This window comes from Nocardia sp. NPDC127579, assembly GCF_042672005.1.
Lineage (GTDB): Bacteria > Actinomycetota > Actinomycetes > Mycobacteriales > Mycobacteriaceae > Nocardia.
On sequence record NZ_JBHXVZ010000006.1, the window covers coordinates 230,819 to 249,087 of the forward strand.

Here is an 18,269-nt window from a genome sequence, read left to right on the forward strand (position 1 = left end):
TACCAGAAGGTCATCGGACCACGGTGGCCGGAAATCTCGATCGATAATCAGAACGCGTTGCTACGGTGCTGACCAATGTGTCTGAGGCAGTTACTGCCGCGATCGATCTCGGGGATTCCAGCGATGACGCACCACACCGCCCTACGCTCGATCCGGGTCCTGGCCCGGCTCGCCGTCCTGTTCACCTGTCTGCTGCTCGGGCTGGCGACGCTGCCCGCCGCCCAGGCCGACCCCGCCTATCTTCCCTATCTGGATCTCCCCGCGGTCAACAGTGACGGCGCGCGTGGCGGCGGGCTGCATCCCGAACTGCCACTGGAGGAATCGGTCCTGCGCGACGCACTCGATCAGGCCCGCGCCGACCGCGTCGCCCCGGGTCGCTACGGCACGCTGCTGCACCAGTACTGGCTCGTCGTCGCCACCCGCAACGCCCGAATCGACCTCGCCACTTGGGATCCCACCCGCGGTGTGCCCGCCAACGAGCACACCTTCAACCAGGTGTACGTCAACTATCTGCGCTTGACCACCGAGCATCCACGGCTGTGGTGGGCGGGCCTGGCCGGGATCGCGGGCGGCTCCTTCGCCTCCGGCTTCTTCGACCTGCGCGACGTGGGCGTCATCCTGGATGTGCCGGGCATCCACCGGCTCGGCGATGCCGTCGCCGATCTGCTGCGCGCCACCCCGCCGGAACTGGTCGAGGAACTGCCCGCCGACATCAAGCTGCTCGCGGCCGAGGCCCCACGGCTGAGCGCGGCCGACATCGGCTGGTACCAGACGCGGCTGATGATCATGCAGAAGCACATCTTCACCGACCTGGTCCCGATGCACGAGGCCTACATCGCCGCGGGCATGGCCGGGATCGACGAGATGCTGACCGCGGGGGTGATCGACGACAACATCCACACCGCCTGGCGATCCATCGACGGCGGCACCCGCGAGGGCTATGTCGACGCCCTGGTCCGGATGACCGACCGCGAACAGAACTACATCGTCGCCGACCAGTGGGACGCCACCGCCGCCGGTCGCGGTGTCATGGGACGGGTACTGACCTACCTCAGCACCGTCGCCGGCAAACCGGCCATCCCGGGTGTGCTCGCGCCCGGCAACTTCCGCCCGGCCGTGGTCAGCGCCGAGGTCGCCGGTCGGCGGTTGAGCCTGCGTACCCCGCTGCCCGCCTTCAACTGGGCCGACCGCGCTGATCGCTGGACCTACATCATGGGCGACCTGAACCCGCGTCACATCGACCTGGAATCCAATCCCGTGCTCGCCGCTTCGGTACTCGGCGAACCGTTCTGGAACAAGCTCGCGCGCGGCCGCGCCATCGCCCGCATCCCCGAGTTGATCTCCGATATGACTCAGCAGTGGGCCGTGGTGCAGTAGCCACCGAACGAAATCGGTGGTAGCCGCCGAGTATCCTCGAAGAACTATGGCATCGACGAAGGATCTCTCGGATGCATTGCCCGTACTGCCGGCACCCTGACTCGCGGGTGGTCGACTCGCGCGAGGCCGAGGAAGGCGCGGCCATCCGCCGTCGGCGCTCGTGCCCGAACTGTGGCCGACGGTTCACCACGGTGGAGACAGCGATCCTATCCGTGGTCAAACGCAGCGGCGTCACCGAACCGTTCAGCCGCGAGAAGGTGATTCGCGGCGTGCGGCGGGCCTGCCAAGGGCTCGAGGTCGACGACGACGCGCTGAACCTGCTGGCCCAGCAGGTCGAGGACGCGGTCCGGGCCAAAGGGTCGCCGGAGGTGCCCAGCCACGAGGTCGGTCTTGCGATCCTCGGCCCGCTGCGCGACCTCGACGAGGTCGCCTATCTACGCTTCGCGTCGGTGTACCGCTCCTTCACCTCCGCCGACGATTTCGAACGCGAGATCCACGACATGCGTGCCGCCCGGGCCGAAGCGGCGCGCGCCGACTGATTTCCGGAATACCGACCGCCGAGCGCGCCCGCGCTCGGCGGTGTGTGGTCGGCTCAGCGGCGGATGGCGGCGATCGCCTTCTCGATCCGCTTGACCGAGATCGGATACGGCGTGCCGAGCTTCTGCGCGAACAGGCTGACCCGGAGTTCCTCGATCATCCACCAGATCTCGGCGACGTCGGGGGCGTGCTTGCGCTGCTCGGGCAGGACGGCGAGCAGGCGGTCGTAGGCGGTCAGGGCGCGGTCGATCTCCGTCATGCCCTGACGATCGCGAGTGGCCGACCCGGGCAGCGCGGCCAGGCGGGCGGTGGCGGCCTGAAGGTAGCGGGGGAGTTCGCGCAGGCGCGCGCCGCCGAATTCGGAGACGAAGCCCTCGAAGACCAGTTCGTCGAGTTGCTGGCGAACATCCTCCGCGATATCGGTTTCCCGCGTCGCGGCGAGCGCCGACGTAACCTGGTGTGCGGCAGCGAGAACCGGCACGGCCAGCCGGACCAGACGCGCGACCGCGGTGGACAGCTGCGGGCGGATGGCGGCGACCAGCGCCTCGAAACGCTCGGGGTCGTTGACCGGCCCGCCCGCGGCGGCGATCAGTTCGTCGGCGGCGGCCGCGCGGCAATCCGCGACCAGGCCGTCCAGCGAACCATAGGGATTCTGGCTCAGCGCCAGCCGGTCCCGCGGCGGCAAACCCGCCGTAACGGTCCGGGGTGAGGTCGGAAGAGCATGCAGGACAAGGCTTCTGGTGCCGACCCGCATCGCGGCCGCCTGTTCGGCGGGTGAGCTGAGTACCCGCACCGCCACGCCGTCGCCCTCCGGGACCAGCGCCGGATATCCGGTGACGGTCTGCCCGGCCACCTCGCGGCGCACGGTCGATGCGACCGTACCCAGCGATTCCGAGGTCCACACGGTCGCCGCCGAACGCTCCGCGCCCGCCGTCGCCCGCGCGACGGAGGCGGAGACCTGTTCGGCCAGTTGCGCTTTCAGCCGGGTCAGGCTCTTGCCCTTGGCCAGTACCTTGCCGGAGCGATCGACCGCTGCGAAGGTCATGCGCAGGTGGTCCGGTAGCGCGGCCGGATCGAGATCGGCCGGTGCGATGGTGACCGACCCGAGCCGCGACAGCTCCCGCGCCAACCCGGTGCGCAGCGGTTCGGCGCGGGCGGTGAGCGCGGCCAGGGCGGCCGTGGCGAAATCGGGAGCCGGAACCACCAGGCGGCGCAGGGTTTTCGGGAGCGTCTTGATCAGCGCTGCGGCGAGTTCCTCGCGCATGCCCGGCACCAGCCAGTCGAAGCCGACCGGCCGCACGTGGGCGAGCTGCTCGACCGGGATGCGGACGGTGACACCGTCATCGTCCTGGCCGGGCTCGAACTGATAGGTGAGCGGGAAACTCAGCTCACCCTGGCGCCAGGCGTCGGGGAAGTCGGTGGGATCCAGCGCGGCCGCGCCGTCGTTGACCACCGTGGATTTCGAGAAGTCCAGCAGCGTCGGGTCTTTGCGCCCGGCAGTCTTCCACCAGCTGTCGAAATGGCGGACCGAGACGATATCGGCGGGGACCCGCTGATCGTAGAACTCGTAGAGCACCTCGTCGTCGACGAGGATGTCGCGGCGGCGGGCCCGATGCTCCAGATCGGCGACATCGTCGAGCAGTTCGCGATTGCGGTGGAAGAACTCGTGCTTGGTCTGCCACTCGCCCTGCACCAGCGCGTGGCGTAAGAAAAGCTCGCGCGACACTTCGGGGTCGATCCGGCCGTAGTCGACGGGCCGGCTGACGACCAGCGGGATCCCGTACAGCGTCACCCGCTCGTAGGCCCGCGCCGCGCCCCGCTTGGACGACCAGTGCGGTTCGGAGTAGGTGCGTTTGACCAGGTCTCCGGCCAGCTGCTCGGCCCATTCCGGCTCCACCCGCGCCGCCATGCGGCCCCATAGGCGCGAGGTCTCGACCAGTTCGGCGGCCATCACCCAGCGCGGCGGCTTCTTTGCCAGCGAGGAGCCCGGGAAGATCATGAACTTGGCGTTGCGCGCCCCGAGGAACTCGCGCGATTCGGCTTCGCGCACACCGATATGGGACAGCATGCCCGCCAGCAGCGACTGGTGGATCGCGGTGGAATCCCATGGCGTGCCGTCGACGGCACCGGCGGTGGGTGCGGCCGGGCCGCGCTGGGCGCGCCCGCCGCGGCCGCGTCCGCTCGAGCGACCGCGTCCGGCCGAATTTCCACCGCGCTCAGGGGTTTCCGTGGTGGCGGGCCGTCCCGCGGTGGCATCCTCGGCCGACCAGCCCAGCCCGCGCGTGATCGTGCGCAGCTGGCCGTGCAGATCCTGCCACTCCCGGATGCGCAGGTAGTGCAGGAACTCGTCGCGGCACATGCGCCGGAACTGGTTGGACGACAACGACTTGCGCTGCTCGGTCAGGTAGTCCCAGAGCCGCAGGAAGGCGAGGAAATCCGAGCCCTCCACCACGAACCGGGCGTGCTCGGTATCGGCGGCCTGCTGGTGCTCGGCCGGACGCTCACGCACATCCTGGATCGACAGCGCCGCCACGATGATCAACACCTCGGCCAGGCAGCCGTTGCCGTGCGCCTGTACGAGCATGCGCGCCATGCGCGGATCCACCGGCAGCTGTGCCATCTCGCGGCCGATCGCGGTGAGCGTCAGCGTGGTCTCGCCCGCATCCGAATCAGACGGTGAACCAGCCGATTTCGTGGTCGCCCGGCGTCCGAGCGCGCCCAGTTCCTCCAGCAGGGCGATACCGTCGCGGATCGCCCGCTTGTCCGGCGCCTCCACGAACGGGAAGTTCTCGATGTCGCCCAGGCCGAGCGCGGTCATCTGGAGGATGACTGCGGCCAGGTTGGTGCGCAGGATCTCCGGCTCGGTGAACGCGGGCCGCGCCTGGAAGTCCTGCTCCGAGTACAGCCGGATGGCGATACCGTCGGCGACCCGGCCGCAGCGACCGGACCGCTGCCGTGCCGAGGCCTGCGAGATCTCCTCGATCGGCAGCCGCTGCACCTTGGTGCGCATCGAATAGCGAGAGATGCGAGCGGTTCCCGGATCGACGACATACCTGATACCGGGCACCGTCAGCGAGGTCTCGGCCACATTGGTGGCCAGCACGACTCGTCTTCCGGTGTGCGGCTGGAAGACTCGATGCTGTTCGGCCGCCGACAGGCGCGCGTACAGCGGCACGATCTCGGTGCGGGCCAGCTTCAGATCGCGCAGCGCGTCCGCGGTATCCCGGATCTCGCGTTCACCGGAGAGGAAGACCAGCACGTCCCCGTCGCCCTCGGCGAACAGTTCCCGGACCGCGTCACCGATGGCATCGACCGGGTCGCGATCCACCACGCGGGTGTCCTCGTCATCGGCCGCGGTGGCGGCCGGAAGCTCGAGCGACAGTGGGCGATACCGGATCTCCACCGGGTAGGACCGCCCCGATACCTCGACAATCGGTGCGGGCGTGCCCTTCTCGTCGGCGAAGTGGCGCGCGAACAATTCCGGATCGATGGTCGCGGAGGTGATGATCAGCTTCAGGTCCGGGCGACGCGGCAGCAGCTGCTTCAGATACCCGAGCAGGAAGTCGATATTGAGGCTGCGTTCGTGCGCCTCGTCGATGATGATCGTGTCGTAGCGGCGCAGCAGCCGATCGCGCTGGATCTCGGCGAGCAGGATGCCGTCGGTCATCAGTTTGATCAGCGTGCGGTCGGAGGCATGATCGGTGAAGCGGACGGTATAGCCGACGACATCGCCGAGCTCGGTGTCCAGTTCCTCGGCGATCCGCTCGGCGACGGTGCGGGCGGCCAGCCGGCGCGGCTGGGTGTGTCCGATGGTGCCGCGCACGCCGCGGCCCAGCTCCAGGCAGATCTTCGGGATCTGCGTGGTCTTACCCGATCCGGTCTCGCCCGCCACGATGACCACCTGGTGCGCGGCGATGGCCGCGGCGATGTCGTCGCGGCGCTGGGTGACCGGCAACTGTTCGGGGTAGCGGATGGGCGGCACCGCCGCCCGGCGCGCCTGCACCCGTAGCTCGGCGGCGTCGATCTCGGCCGCCACACTCGCGAGTTCCTTGCCGCGGGCGCGATCGAGCTTGCGGCGCAGCCGGTATTCGTCACGGAGGGAGAGGTTCGCCAGTCGGGTGCGGAGCTCGCGTGCTGCGGGGTCGGCTGTCCTGGTCATGGCATCGTCAAGCGTAGCGAACCCCGCATACATCCCGGTCAGCGCCGTGCTCGGGACCGGTCGGCGGCGATTGCCGCACAGGTGCTGTGTGGTGGTTTCGGCTTCTCGCGCGGTGTCTGCTGTGCGATCATCGGAGCATGACCGCCAGCTCAGGCACGCCACTGTGGATTCGAGGTCTGCGAGTTGCCTTCGGTGTGCTCGGAGCCGTCGCCCTGCTCTGGCTCCCGCTGCGTGAGATCGGCAACGACGCCTTCTCGCTCGCGAACTACTTCAGCTACTTCACCATCGAGTCCAACATCCTCGCGGTGGCGGTGCTGCTGATCGGCGGTCTGCGCGATCCGGGTGGGCGGGCCTGGCAGCTGATTCGGGGCGCGGCCACCCTGTACATGGTGATCACCGGTCTGGTGTATGCGCTGCTGCTCGCCGATATCGACGTGATGCTCAACGACCGGTGGATCAATGTCGTCGAGCACCGGGTGATTCCGATCGTGCTGTTCGTGGACTGGCTGCTGGTCCCGGCGGCGCTGCGGGTCACCGTCGGCCTGATCGGCGCGTGGCTGATCTATCCCCTGCTCTACGGCGTCTACAGCCTGGTACGCGGGCCGATCGTGGACTGGTACCCCTATCCGTTCCTCGATCCGCGGGAGCAGGGCTACGGTCCGCTCGCGGTCGGACTGGTCGTGCTGCTGGCCGTCTTCGTCTTCCTTGCGGCTGCCGTGGCCGCGCTCAGCGTGGTGGCCGGGCATTGGCGCACCACCGCACGAGCCTGAGCAACCCCTGAGTGACTCGGGCGGGCGGCGGCCCGGCGCGGGTCGCCATGGGAGAATTCCCGGATGCACGCTGTGCTGGTGCCGCCCCGTCCCCGCAGCTTGCCACGCTGGCAGCGGGGGGCGCGGCTCGCCTTCGCCGGGCTGGGTCTGCTGGCGCTGATCGCCAACCCCCTCCAGCTGTCCGGCGCGCCCGGCTACACGCTGGGCAACCAGATCAGCTCGTTCACCGTCCAATCGAATCTGCTCGCGGTCGCCGTCCTGGCGATCGGCGGGCTGCGCGATCCGGCGGGCAGGCGCTGGCAGCTGTGGCGCGGCGCGGCAACGCTCTACCTGCTCGTCGCCGCGACCGTGTGCGCGGCGCTGCTGTCCCTGGACGCCGACCGCCCATGGAGTGCGGACGTACTGCACCGCGTGCTGCCGATCGTGCTGCTCGCCGACTGGGTGGCGGCGCCCTGCCCGCTGGGCGTCGGCGCGCACCTGCTGCGTACCTGGCTGGCGTACCCGGTGGCCTACACCGCGTATACGCTGGTGCGCGGGCCGATCGTGGACTGGTATCCGTACCCGTTCCTCGACCCGCGCGGGCAGGGATATGTCTCCATGACGATCGGCCTGGTGGTACTGGGTGTGGCCTTCGCGTTGCTCGCCGTCGCCGTCGTCGCCCTGGGCGAACTGGCCGGCCGGTGGTGCGGCACGGCCGAGTCCGACAAGAAGAGGTGGTTGGAATGACAGCGTTGTGGCACGGGTTCGCCGATATGGGCGCGGTCGAACGCGACGGCGCGTTCGTGGTGGCGCGCGGGGAGGGCGCCTACATCTACGACGAGGCGGGCAATCGCTATCTCGATGCCACCGCCGGACTGTGGTTCACCAATATCGGGCACGGACGCGGCGAGATCGCCGACGCCGTCGCCGACCAGCTGCGCACGATCGCGCACTACTCCAACTTCGGTGACTTCGCCGCGCCCGTGACCCAGCGGCTGGCCGAGAAGCTGGCCACCATCGCCCCGGTTCCGGGCAGCAAGATCTTCTTCACCTCCGGCGGCTCCGACTCGATCGACACGGCCGCCAAACTGGCCCGCCGCTACTGGCGGGAGCTGGGAAAGCCCGCCAAGAAGATCCTGGTCAGCCGCCAGAAGGCCTATCACGGCATGCATGTCGCGGGCACCGCGCTCGCGGGCATCCCGGTCAACGGCGAAGGGTACGGCGAGCTGATGGCCGACACCAGCGTGATCGCCTGGGACGACGCGAAGGCCCTGCTCGCCCTGATCGAGCAGATCGGCGCGGAGCAGATCGCCGCCTTCTTCTGCGAACCGATCATCGGCGCGGGCGGTGTCTACCTGCCGCCGGACGGTTACCTGGCCGAGGTCCGCCGGATCTGCCGCGACCACGACATCCTGTTCGTCGCCGACGAGGTCGTCACCGGGTTCGGCCGGATCGGCGGGTCCTGGTTCGCCTCTTCCCGATTCGACCTCCAGCCCGACCTGATGACCACCGCCAAGGGACTGACCTCCGGCTATCTGCCGATGGGCGCGGTGTTCGTCGCGCCGCGGATCGCGGAACCGTTCTTCGCCGGCGGTGTCTGGTGGCGGCACGGCTACACCTACGGCGGTCACGCCGCGGCCGCGGCCGCGGCCCTGGCCAACCTCGAGATCATCGAGCGCGAGCAGCTGCTGGACGAGTCGGCGCGGCTCGAGGCCACCCTGCACGCGAAACTCGCACCGCTGGCCGAACATCCGCGGGTCGCCGAGATCCGTAGCGGCCTGGGTGCGGTGGCCGCTGTGCAGCTCGCCGATCCCGCCGAGGGGCTGCCGCTGGTGAAAACGCTTCGCACGCACGGTATCTCGGGGCGTGCGGCCGGTCAGGGCGCGATGCAGATCTCGCCGTCGTTCGTCATGACCGATCTCCAGGTCGACGAACTGGTCGACGGATTCGGCAAAGCGCTCGGCTGAGCGGCGGCCGGATCAGAGCCGCAACGTGAGAAACACGCTGTGCGGGTCGCTGATGTAGCCGGCGAACGGCCCGCAGAAGTCGAAGCCGTGTCGCCGGTACAGACGCACCGCCGGGGCGAAGAACTCGGCGGTGCCGGTCTCCAGGCTGACCCGTTCGTAGCCGCGGGTCCGGGCCACGTCGAGCAGGTGGGTGAGCAGCGCGGCGGCGATTCCGCGCCCGGTGTATCCGGTGGCGGTACGCATGGATTTGATCTCCCCGTGCGTCGGATCGAGTTCCTTCAGGGCGACACAGCCGACCAGGCCCGCCCCGATGCGGCCGCTCCAGCAGGTGATCTCCGGCTTGCGGAGCTCGTCGAGGTCCAGGGCGTGCACGCTGTCCTCGGGGGAGTGGGCGTGCATCTCGGCGAGGTGTCCGGTGAGCAGGTCGGCGATTTCCGGGCCGTCGAGCGGGTCGACTGCGATGCGTAGCTCCATCGGTCCATCTTGGGGTCGGCCGGCGGTCGACGGATGGCCGGGGTACGCCCTACTCTGAGGGCAACTGCCCTCAGGTGGGTTCGAGTGGAGAAGAGGCCGGGTGATGAAGCTCGTCGACCCGATCGGTGTCGTGCGCCGGGTGGCGGACGAGGCGTACTACGCCGCGCTCGCGGTGCGCGCCGGGCTGATCACGCCGGAACGGCCCGACCGCCTGGCGCGAATGGGTGCGGCGGTGCTGCGCTGCGGGCTGCTGGGCGGACTGGCCACCGTCGCCGCGCAGCGATACCGCGACCGGACCGCGATCATCGACGAGCTGGGCAGCGTGAGCTTTCGTGAACTCGACGAGCGCACAACGGCTTTGGCGAATGCCTGGCGGGCCCGCGGCCTGCGCGACGGCGCCGGGGTCGCGATCCTGGCGCGCAACCATCGCGGCTTCCACTATGCGGTGTTCGCCGCCGCCAAGTGCGGCGCCCGGATCATCCTGCTCAACACCGACTTCGCGGGGCCGCAGCTACGCGAGGTCCTCGACCGCGAGGGCGCCGATCTGCTGGTCTACGACGACGAATACGCCGGCATCGTAGGCGATCTCGCGCCGCCGTGCGGCCGTTACCGCGCCTGGGCCGATCGGCCCGGCGTCGACACCCTGGACAATCTGATCGCGGGCGGCGCGCGCAGCGCCCCGCCCCGGGTGCGCGCGCAAGCCCGCGTCATCCTGCTGACCAGCGGCACCACCGGTACGCCGAAGGGCGCGCCGCGCAACGAGCCGAATTCCCTTGCGCCGCTGGGCGCGATCCTGGGCCGCGTCCCGTTCCGGGTGCGTGAGATCACCGAATGCCCGGCGCCGCTGTTCCATACGCTCGGCTTCGCGCATCTGATGTTGGCGGTCGGATTCGGCTCGACGCTGGTGATCCGGCGTCGCTTCGATCCGCAGGCGGTGATCGACAGCCTGCACGCCAACGGCGCGACGGCACTGGTGGCGGTTCCGGTCATGTTGCGGCGAATGGTCGATCTGCCCCCGGAATCTATTGCCGGGAAGGATCTTTCGCGCCTGCGCATCATCTTCGTCGCGGGCTCGCAGCTCGGCGCGGAGCTGTGTGTGCGGGTCACCGCGGCGTTCGGGCCGGTGGTCTACAACGTGTACGGATCGACCGAGGTCGCCTACGCGACCATCGCCACACCGGCAGATCTCGCGGCCGAACCCGGCTGTGTCGGCCCGCCCGCGCCGGGCACGACGGTGAAAATCTTGGACGACAACGGATTCGAGCTGCCGCCCGGGCGCACCGGACGGATCTTCGTCGGCAACACCTTCCAGTTCGAGGGCTACACCGGCGGCGGCGACAAGGAACGGGTCGGCTCGCTCATGTCCACCGGGGATGTCGGCCATTTCGACCGGGCCGGCCGGCTCTTCGTCGACGGCCGCGACGACGACATGATCGTCTCCGGCGGCGAGAACGTCTTCCCGGGCGAGATCGAGGAACTGCTCGCCGCGCACCCCGCGGTCGCGGAGGTGACCGCGTTCGGAGTCGAGGACGCCGAACACGGTCAACGGCTGCGCGCGGTGGTCGTACTGCGCGACGGCCACGCGCTCACCGCGGACGACGTGCGCGCGCACGTGAAGGGCAACCTGGCCCGGTTCAAGGTGCCGCGAGATGTGCTGTTCGTCGATGAACTACCCCGCAACCCGACCGGGAAGGTACTCAAACGCGTGCTGCGCGAACTGTGAAAGGTGCTGCGCTGGAAGCGCACTCCATTGTGCCGACCAGTGCGGTGGGACAGCGGGCGCGCCTCGTCGCGCGCTCGCCGGCACACCGTGCTCCCGCACCGTGCCGGGATCACACCATGCCCAGCATCCGGCGCATCGTGTGGCGCAGCTGCACCGGATCCGGGACCGCCGTGCGGAACCAGCCGTTGGGCGGTACCACCACCAGCCCCGCTCGCTGATGCTCCACGCAGTCGACGATGGCGTCGGCGACCGCCTCCGGATCGGGCGCGTATCCCGGGGCGATGGTGCTGACGATGACGCCCTCCTCGGCCAGGCCCCGGTGCAGGGCGGTGCCGAGCCCGATCACCGCGTGCTTGGTCGCCGAGTACACCGCCGCGCCCAGCGAGGCGGTGACCCCGATCGCGGAACCGACATTGACGATGTGCCCATGCCCCTGCTCGACGAATCGGATTCCCGCCAAACGAGATCCGGTGATCACCGCCCGCAGATTGCAGTCGATCTGCCGGTCGGACTCGGCCTGCGATTCGGTGAGGAAGGTGCCGCTCGGCCCGACGTCGGCGGCGTTGACCACCACATCCAGGCCGCCGAGCCGACGCTCGGTGTGCTCGAGGAACTCGGCGAACCGGCCACCGTCGGTGACATCGACCTGCAGCCCGACTACGTCGGCGCCGTGGATCCGGTTCAACTGGGACGTGATCGCGCGCACCTTGCCCGGGTCCGCGTCGCCGATCGAGACCTCGGCGCCCGCGGCCAGGAAGGCCAGCGCGGCCTCCTTGCCGATCCCGTAGGTCCCTCCGGTGATCGCGACTCGTGTTCCAGCAAGCGTCTTCTTCGGCATGGTGATTTCGCCTACCTCGGTCTGCTAGTCGATAGCTACAAAGGTAGGTCCGCGGGCGAGCTGTGGCCATGCGATATCAGGTCAGCTCCTTGCGCAAAGCGGTCACGATGGCGAGTCTGCGACGAAATCGCTTGGTGGTTACGGGTTTCAGTCCGGGTTGTGAAACACGCGCGACGCTTTCCGGCCATGCTTGCGAAGTTCGGCCATTCGAGGTTTTCCTGGCGGTCGCCGATCATCGAAAAGTTTGCTGGGGGATGGTCGGACTCTGGCGCTATGCGTCCGGACATCCCCGTCAGCGGACATTCAGGACACGGTCATGTCCTTGCGATGTCCGGCCAAAACCTTTCGCATGTCGGCCATCTCGGCGAAAGCATCGGGGTGATTCACCGTCCTTGACACGAATCCGATTGCGGCTTGCGAGGTTCGGCCAAAACCTTGCGGGAATCGGCCAGTGACGATAACTATGAACGGGTGACCTCCTGGGAGTGGCGACGGTCGGTGACGACCTCGGTGGTTCTGGTCGATGTCGCCGCGGCACGCGGCGTCGAACCGGCAGAGATATTGCGCGGCACCGGTATTCGCGCCGACGTGCTCGCCGACCCGGTCGGCGAGGTGACCGCGGCCCAGGAACTCGCGCTGGTGCGCAATCTGGTCACCCGATTCGACGACGCGCCCGGGCTCGGCGCCGATGCGGGAAACCGCAATCGCATCACCATGCACGGGGTGTACGGGCTGGCCGTCATGAGCAGTCCGACCATTCTGGCCGCCCTCGAGACGATGGTGCGGCACGTAGCGCTGGCCACCTCGTTCAGCCGGTGCTGGATGGAGCCGCACGGGCCCGAAGTGCTGCTGTGCGTCGATGATTCCGAACTTCCCGCCGACCTGCGGCCCTTCCTGTTCGAACGGGACCTGGCCGCCGCCGTGGCCAACTATGTGCTGATCATCGGCGCCAAACCCCCGCTGATCGGGGTCCGGGCGGCGGGCGGTATGGGCGACCGGATCGCGGCGGTACTCGAACACTTCGACATCCCGATCGCCGAGGGGGCCGAATACCACACGGTAGCGCTGGAGGCCACCGAGCTCGAGCAGCCGATGCCGATGGCCAGCCCGCACATCGCGGTCAAGTTCGACCGCGAATGCGGCGAGCTACTGGAACGGCGCGGTCTGCATCAGGGCGTGGCGGGCGCGGTGCGGGAAATGCTGATGCGTCAGATGACGGGCCGGGTCAGCCAGGAGGAGGTCGCCGCGGGCCTGAATCTGAGTTTGCGCACCATGCGGCGTCGCCTGGCCGAGGAGGGCACCTCGTATCGGCAGCTCTGCTCGGAGACCTACGGCAGTCTCGCCGAGGATCTGCTGTCCACCGGGCTCACCGTCGAGGACGTCGCTTTCCGCATGGGTTACTCGGGGGCCCCGAGCTTTTCGAACGCGTTCAAACAGTGGCGGGGTGTCTCGCCCGGGCGCTTCGCCCGGACCATCGCCCACGGGCAGCACGCACCGCGGTGACGCGGTTGGGCCACGGGGTGCGGAATTCGGCCAGGGCGGTCGGGATCCGCGCGGCCCTGCCGGATCTTCACGTGCGCTGATCGAGGCTCGCAGTGCCCGACCGGGGTGGAAACGGTTGGGCGGGGCCGGGTTACGGGGAAAGGGTGCCCGGAGCGGCGGCGGGGTGCGAGCATTGTGGACGGAACCTCGATCGTCGCGACGAGAGGTGGTGGGTGTGGCGCATTTCGTGCAGGAATATGTCGTCCTGCGGTGGCTGGTGGTCGGGGCGTTCCTGGTGGCGGCGGGGATAGTGATCGGGCGGTTGGCGACACCGGTGCGCGGCGGGCCGGCCGGGATCGCACCGGCGGGCCGGCCGGCGCTCGGTGCGGGCGCGGTGGCCCGCGGTGGGCTGCATGTGGTGCGGCCGGATCAGGTCGACGAGGAATCGCGACGGCAGGGCGCCGGGCCGAGCGCGGCGACGCAACAGGAATCCGATGCCGCGCACCTGCTGATGTGCTTGGTCATGCTGGCGATGCTGGTGTTCCCGGCGGAGGCGAACCCGGACGCGGTACGCGGGGTGCTGGTCGCCATGACCGTGGTGTTCGCCGCGCTGCTGGTGAGCCGAATCGTGGAGGGCCGCAGCGGGTCTCGGGAACAACCGGTGGCGCTCGGATATCACGTGCTGGCAGCGGCGGCCATGCTCTACGCGATGTCCGGCCATACCGCCGCCGGGCACGGCGGCCCCGCACCGCTGGTCGCGTACGCGCTGGCGGCGCTGTTCTGCGCCGACGCGTTGGCCGTGCTCGCCACCGGCGGGCGCCACCGGCTCGGTCATCCGGCCGGATCGGTGCTGTCCACGGCCCTGGTGCCGCATCTCGTGATGGACCTGGGCACCGCCTACATGCTGGTCGGGGCCGTCGCCGGGTGACATCCCGGTCGCGCTCAGAGGTCGAGCACGGACTCCGCGACGACGCGGCCACCGAGGCGGACCCAGCCGTCGGAGTCCCATTCGGTGAAGATCTGGGAGCCCTGGCCCTGGGTGATGGTCAGGCTCTTGCGCAGTCGGGCCGTGATCGCCACAGCGGCGGCGCCGGTGGCCTCGTCCTCGGCAATCCCCATGGCGGGGGCGAACATTCGGGAGCGGAGATTACCGCGGGCCTCATCGGTCCAGGCCCAGAAGTAGTGCTGACCGGCGGCGAACTCGTCGGGGCGCAGCGCGGCCAGTTCCTCGACGTCCTCGACCTGGTGGAACGCGAAATCGGGCGCCCATTCGGCGCGCGCGGTCACCCAGGTGAGCGCGTCGGCGTACTCGACCGCGACTTTCCCGGCGGGCACGTCCAGCAGCTGGACGGGCGTACCCTGCTGTCCGAACCACCACGCGGTGCCCACCGTCGGATGCCCGGCGAACGGCAGCTCCACCGCGGGCGTGTGGATCCGCACCAGCGCCATACCGTCGGCCACCTCCCCGAGGAACACGGTCTCGCTGAATCCGGCCTTCGCCGCGAGCGCCTGCCGATCGCCCTCCGCCACCGCCGCCGCCGAGACCACGCCCAGCTCGTTGCCGAACCGTCCCGTCGAATCGGTGAACACCCGTACGACCTCGACCCGTACGCCCATGGCCTCCGCTCCTCCCTGTGAACGTCTCGCTTCGGAGCCTACCGGCCGCCGCGGCGCCTGCTCCCGGATGCGAAGCTGTCGCGTGTCACACCTCTGCGCGTCGCGGCGGCCGGTCGGTGCGCTCGGGCCGGATCAGGGCAGGGTGGTCAGCCAGGTGAGGTCACGCACCAGTTCGGAGCCGGTGACGGGGGATCGGACCGGGGCACGCAGGGTGGTCGACTCGATGGTGCGGATCGGCGGATCGGCGGGGCAGGCGGCGTGCATGATCGGCGTCACGGTGAGGACGAAACTGCCATCGTGCGGGAGTGGTTTGGTGAAGTGGAAGTAGTTGCCGCCGTCCTCGGTTTCGGGGCGCAGCCAGCCGCGGCGGGGCAGCCCGAGGATACGGGCGCTCTCCACCGCGCGGCCCCCGAACGCGGTGACCGCCGCCTCGTCGGCATCGGGGAACACCGCGCGGGCCAGTTGCTCGAACGGCTGGAGCAGTTCGTAGTCGGCGAAGACGGACGCCCAGGGTTGGACAGCGGCACCGAGATCGATCGGGTGGGCGACGCCGATCGACGCGTCGGCGGGCAGGTGGAGACCGTCGTCCGCGAGGTCGGCGAAGGAGCCGTCCTCGGCGACGCGGAACGACCGCACCAGGGCGGTCCCCTCGTAGACGCCCCACACGATGCGGCGGGTGATCGTGCCGCGCAGCGGGTGCGCGACGAACAGGCTGGTGAGCTCGTCGAGGGCGAAGCGGCGACCGGCCACCATGGCGCGCTCCAACCGGACGATCTGGTCGGCGCCGAGCGCGGTCGCGTTCTTCTTCAGCTTGCGGAAGGTGGCCACCGCGGCGGGCGCGAGTTCCGGGTCGTCGGTGAGGCCCGGCTTCGGTAGCGCCGCGCGGCGCGTGCCGGTGGAATCGTGGATCGTCGGCCGCAGCTGTTCGTCGAAGCCCACCACGAACTGCCGGGGACCGAAATCGAGCTGGACGGTGCCGTCGGCGCGCAGCCCGAGATCGGGGACCAGCCGGTCGGCGAGCTGGTCGGCTGACAGCCCGAGCCGGTCGGCGATCGTCGACAAGCGGGCGCGCGCACCCTCCCGGACCCGTTTGGTCTTCACCTTCTCGCTCACCGTCTTCAGTGCGAGCAGCGCGGCGTCGGAACCGATCGCCACCAAGGCGTCCAGGGCGCTGACGGCCCGCTGATCGGCGGAATCGGCGCGAACCAGGTCCAGTAGCCGGTTGACGGTGTCCTCGTCACCCAGGCCGCCGACGGCCTCCCACACCCACGCGTCCCTGGTGTGCGCACCCGATCGACGCCACTGCTCGTACACCTCCCAGGCGGCCGCGGCCAGGGCAGCGGGGTCGCAGGCCGACTTCACCTGGGCCAGCGCGGGATACGGTGCGCCCGGTTGCGACAGCATCGTCATGGTGAACACGGTGCCGACCGCGGGCAGCGGCAGCGTGTGCGCGCCGTCGGCGACGGTGAGGGGTGGCAGCGCGGTCAGCGACAGCCACTCCGGCAGCTTCGGGATTCGGGTGGGCACGAGCGTCGCGGGATCGGCATCGAGTACCTCCTGGGTGACCGCATACGCGTCCGCGCCGTAAGTTCGTGCGGTAGCCAGGATTTCGTCCCGGAATCCCAGGTCGACCAGGATACGCAGCGCGCTGCCCGCGTCCGTGCGTTCGCGGCCGGTCGGACCGACGGCCGCCGGGATCAGCAGCGGCACGGCGAGTCCGTGGTGCAGGCGGAACCACTCGACGGCGGTGGCGCGCAAGGTTCTCCGGTCCAGCGCGCGAATCGCCAACCGCAGCATCAGCGGGCTGGCCAGGCGTACCAGATCGGGATCGAGTGTCTTGTAGCTGTACCACTCGCACAGTAGCTCGGCCGGTGGCTCGAGCCCGGTGACGACCCGGGGTTTCGCGCGTGGCCGCAGCCACGGCGGGGTGCGCAGGATCTCGGGAACCAGGATCTCGGGCGCCACGTCGGCACGGTCGATATCGGACAGCTCCTGGGACAGGATCTCGCTCAACTCCCGGGGCAGGACACATTTCGCCGCCGCGCGCCCCGCATCGGGATGACGGCGGATGTGCTCACGCACCTGCTCGGCGTCGGCGGCGCTCCCGAAGACCCACAGCGCCCGGCGCGGCGCGTGCGCGGCCACCTCGAGGATCGCGGGCTGAACATAAGGGCCGCCGCGCAATTCGAGCAGCGCCGTGAGCGCTTCGACGGTGTCGAGTTGCCGCAACATGGCCACCACCCGCCGGCGCGGCTTCGCCTCCGCGATCCGGCGATACAACCGCACCAGCACCTCCGGGCAGTCCAGCCCGAGCTGTACCCCGAGGCTGTGCGTGAGCTCCGGCCACCAGCTGATCATGCTGGGGCGCACCATCTCGATCAGGCTGCGCGCCTGCTCCGCCGTACGCACGCACGCCAGTAACCGAGTCACCGCCAGCTCGTTCGCGGCACCGCGCGCCGAGCCCGTCAACGCCGCGATATCCGCTGCCACCCAGTCCTGTTCGGTCGGCAACAGGAAGGTTGCCACGAGATCTCGCGACCCACCTCCACCTCGAATATCGGTGCACCCGGTGCCGTCGGCATCAGTATCGTCGTCGGGGCCGGGCGGAGCGAGCCGCGCGGCACGGTGGTCGGCCCCGTGCCTCACGTCGTTCGGCTCCAGCGCAAGCCCAGGGTGTTGCGAATCGGGGTAGCACCCCGGCCTGTCCTCGAGTCGGTTCGTGGTTGCGACCTGCTCGGTGTCCACCCTTGCGCCGGTGCGCATCGCGGCGAGCCGGGCCCGGGTCGCCGTGTAGTCGGCGGCCGGAGCGGCGGCGAGCAGGGCGCGCAGGCGGCGCAGGGCGGACTGGGCCAGGCGGCTGGAGCCGTAACTCGGTGCGCGCCAGACGCTGAGCGGGCCGACCCAGGAGGACCAGACCATGCCCGGGCGGCGCGGATCACCGATGGACAGGTCCGACATCGCGGTGAGAGTGGCCGCGGCGTACGAGAAGCCGTGCGTAGCCACCAGGTAGTCGGCCAGTTCGGAGCCGAAACCATAGGTGGTGGACCACAACAGGGTGAGGCCGATGACCGCCGCGTCCTGCGGGGACGCATCGGCCGGGGCGGACAGATAGGCGCGACCGCGAGCGGCCGTTTCGGCGTCGGTATTCGGATGCGCCAGGATCGCCTCGATCTGCGCGCGCGAATCCCGCAGGCGCGCGGCCATTGCCGCCACCGCGGCGGCATCCACCGTGGCTACGTGATCCACCCCCAGCCCGCGGAACGGCTCCGCCTTGGCCCACCAGCGGCGCGGCACCTCGGCGGCTTCGGACTCCAATTCGAATTCCTGCGGTGTCATCGATAATCCC

Annotated in this window: 13 protein-coding genes; 8 read left to right on the top strand and 5 right to left on the bottom strand. The window is 69.6% G+C overall.

Annotated elements, in window-relative coordinates:
- The first annotated feature begins 123 nt into the window (after positions 1–123).
- Both ACFVMC_RS21705 and nrdR read left to right on the top strand, forming a co-directional pair.
- Positions 124–1,377 (top strand): hypothetical protein, encoded by a 1,254-nt coding sequence (locus tag ACFVMC_RS21705; RefSeq protein WP_379212836.1) that lies wholly within the window; start codon positions 124–126, stop codon positions 1,375–1,377.
- 71 nt (positions 1,378–1,448) lie between these two features.
- Positions 1,449–1,916: a transcriptional regulator NrdR gene (nrdR, locus tag ACFVMC_RS21710; protein ID WP_379212838.1), complete on the top strand. Its 468-nt coding sequence runs from the start codon at positions 1,449–1,451 to the stop codon at positions 1,914–1,916.
- 53 nt (positions 1,917–1,969) lie between these two features.
- Here nrdR and hrpA read toward each other — a convergent pair whose 3' ends face one another.
- A complete protein-coding gene (hrpA, locus tag ACFVMC_RS21715; RefSeq protein ID WP_379212840.1) occupies positions 1,970–6,073 on the bottom strand; it encodes an ATP-dependent RNA helicase HrpA in 4,104 nt (1,367 codons plus the stop codon).
- A 137-nt stretch (positions 6,074–6,210) separates the two neighbouring features.
- Here hrpA and ACFVMC_RS21720 point away from each other — a divergent pair, with 137 nt between their 5' ends.
- From ACFVMC_RS21720 to ACFVMC_RS21730, 3 genes are all read left to right on the top strand, one after another.
- Complete coding sequence (locus ACFVMC_RS21720; protein ID WP_379212842.1) at positions 6,211–6,843, top strand: Pr6Pr family membrane protein; 633 nt, start codon at positions 6,211–6,213, stop codon at positions 6,841–6,843.
- A gap of 63 nt (positions 6,844–6,906) precedes the next feature.
- Positions 6,907–7,569 carry a Pr6Pr family membrane protein gene (locus ACFVMC_RS21725; RefSeq protein WP_379212844.1) on the top strand — a complete coding sequence of 221 codons (663 nt, stop codon included), beginning with the start codon at positions 6,907–6,909 and terminating at the stop codon, positions 7,567–7,569.
- Complete coding sequence (locus tag ACFVMC_RS21730; protein WP_379212846.1) at positions 7,566–8,789, top strand: aspartate aminotransferase family protein; 1,224 nt, start codon at positions 7,566–7,568, stop codon at positions 8,787–8,789. Before ACFVMC_RS21725 ends, ACFVMC_RS21730 begins: the two co-directional genes overlap by 4 nt.
- A gap of 12 nt (positions 8,790–8,801) precedes the next feature.
- Here the strand turns inward: ACFVMC_RS21730 and ACFVMC_RS21735 are convergent, their stop codons facing one another.
- Entirely contained in the window at positions 8,802–9,263 is a 462-nt protein-coding gene (locus tag ACFVMC_RS21735; protein ID WP_379212848.1) for a GNAT family N-acetyltransferase, read from the bottom strand.
- 103 nt (positions 9,264–9,366) lie between these two features.
- On the opposite strand from ACFVMC_RS21735, the gene ACFVMC_RS21740 reads away from it, so the two are divergent.
- Positions 9,367–10,986: an acyl-CoA synthetase gene (locus tag ACFVMC_RS21740; protein WP_379213268.1), complete on the top strand. Its 1,620-nt coding sequence runs from the start codon at positions 9,367–9,369 to the stop codon at positions 10,984–10,986.
- A 109-nt stretch (positions 10,987–11,095) separates the two neighbouring features.
- On the opposite strand, the gene ACFVMC_RS21745 is transcribed toward ACFVMC_RS21740, so the two are convergent.
- The gene (locus tag ACFVMC_RS21745; RefSeq protein ID WP_379212850.1) at positions 11,096–11,824 is read right to left on the bottom strand and encodes an SDR family NAD(P)-dependent oxidoreductase; all 729 of its coding nucleotides are present in this window, start codon (positions 11,822–11,824) and stop codon (positions 11,096–11,098) included.
- 471 nt (positions 11,825–12,295) lie between these two features.
- Here ACFVMC_RS21745 and ACFVMC_RS21750 point away from each other — a divergent pair, with 471 nt between their 5' ends.
- Both ACFVMC_RS21750 and ACFVMC_RS21755 read left to right on the top strand, forming a co-directional pair.
- On the top strand, positions 12,296–13,327 hold the full coding sequence (locus tag ACFVMC_RS21750) for an AraC family transcriptional regulator ligand-binding domain-containing protein (RefSeq protein ID WP_379212852.1): 1,032 nt from the start codon (positions 12,296–12,298) through the stop codon (positions 13,325–13,327).
- 214 nt (positions 13,328–13,541) lie between these two features.
- Positions 13,542–14,234, top strand: coding sequence for a DUF5134 domain-containing protein (locus tag ACFVMC_RS21755; protein ID WP_379212854.1), 693 nt, complete (start codon positions 13,542–13,544; stop codon positions 14,232–14,234).
- 14 nt (positions 14,235–14,248) lie between these two features.
- On the opposite strand, the gene ACFVMC_RS21760 is transcribed toward ACFVMC_RS21755, so the two are convergent.
- Positions 14,249–14,923 carry a PhzF family phenazine biosynthesis protein gene (locus ACFVMC_RS21760; RefSeq protein ID WP_379212856.1) on the bottom strand — a complete coding sequence of 225 codons (675 nt, stop codon included), beginning with the start codon at positions 14,921–14,923 and terminating at the stop codon, positions 14,249–14,251.
- 132 nt (positions 14,924–15,055) lie between these two features.
- Positions 15,056–18,259 (bottom strand): DUF4132 domain-containing protein, encoded by a 3,204-nt coding sequence (locus ACFVMC_RS21765; protein ID WP_379212858.1) that lies wholly within the window; start codon positions 18,257–18,259, stop codon positions 15,056–15,058.
- Positions 18,260–18,269 lie beyond the last annotated feature (10 nt).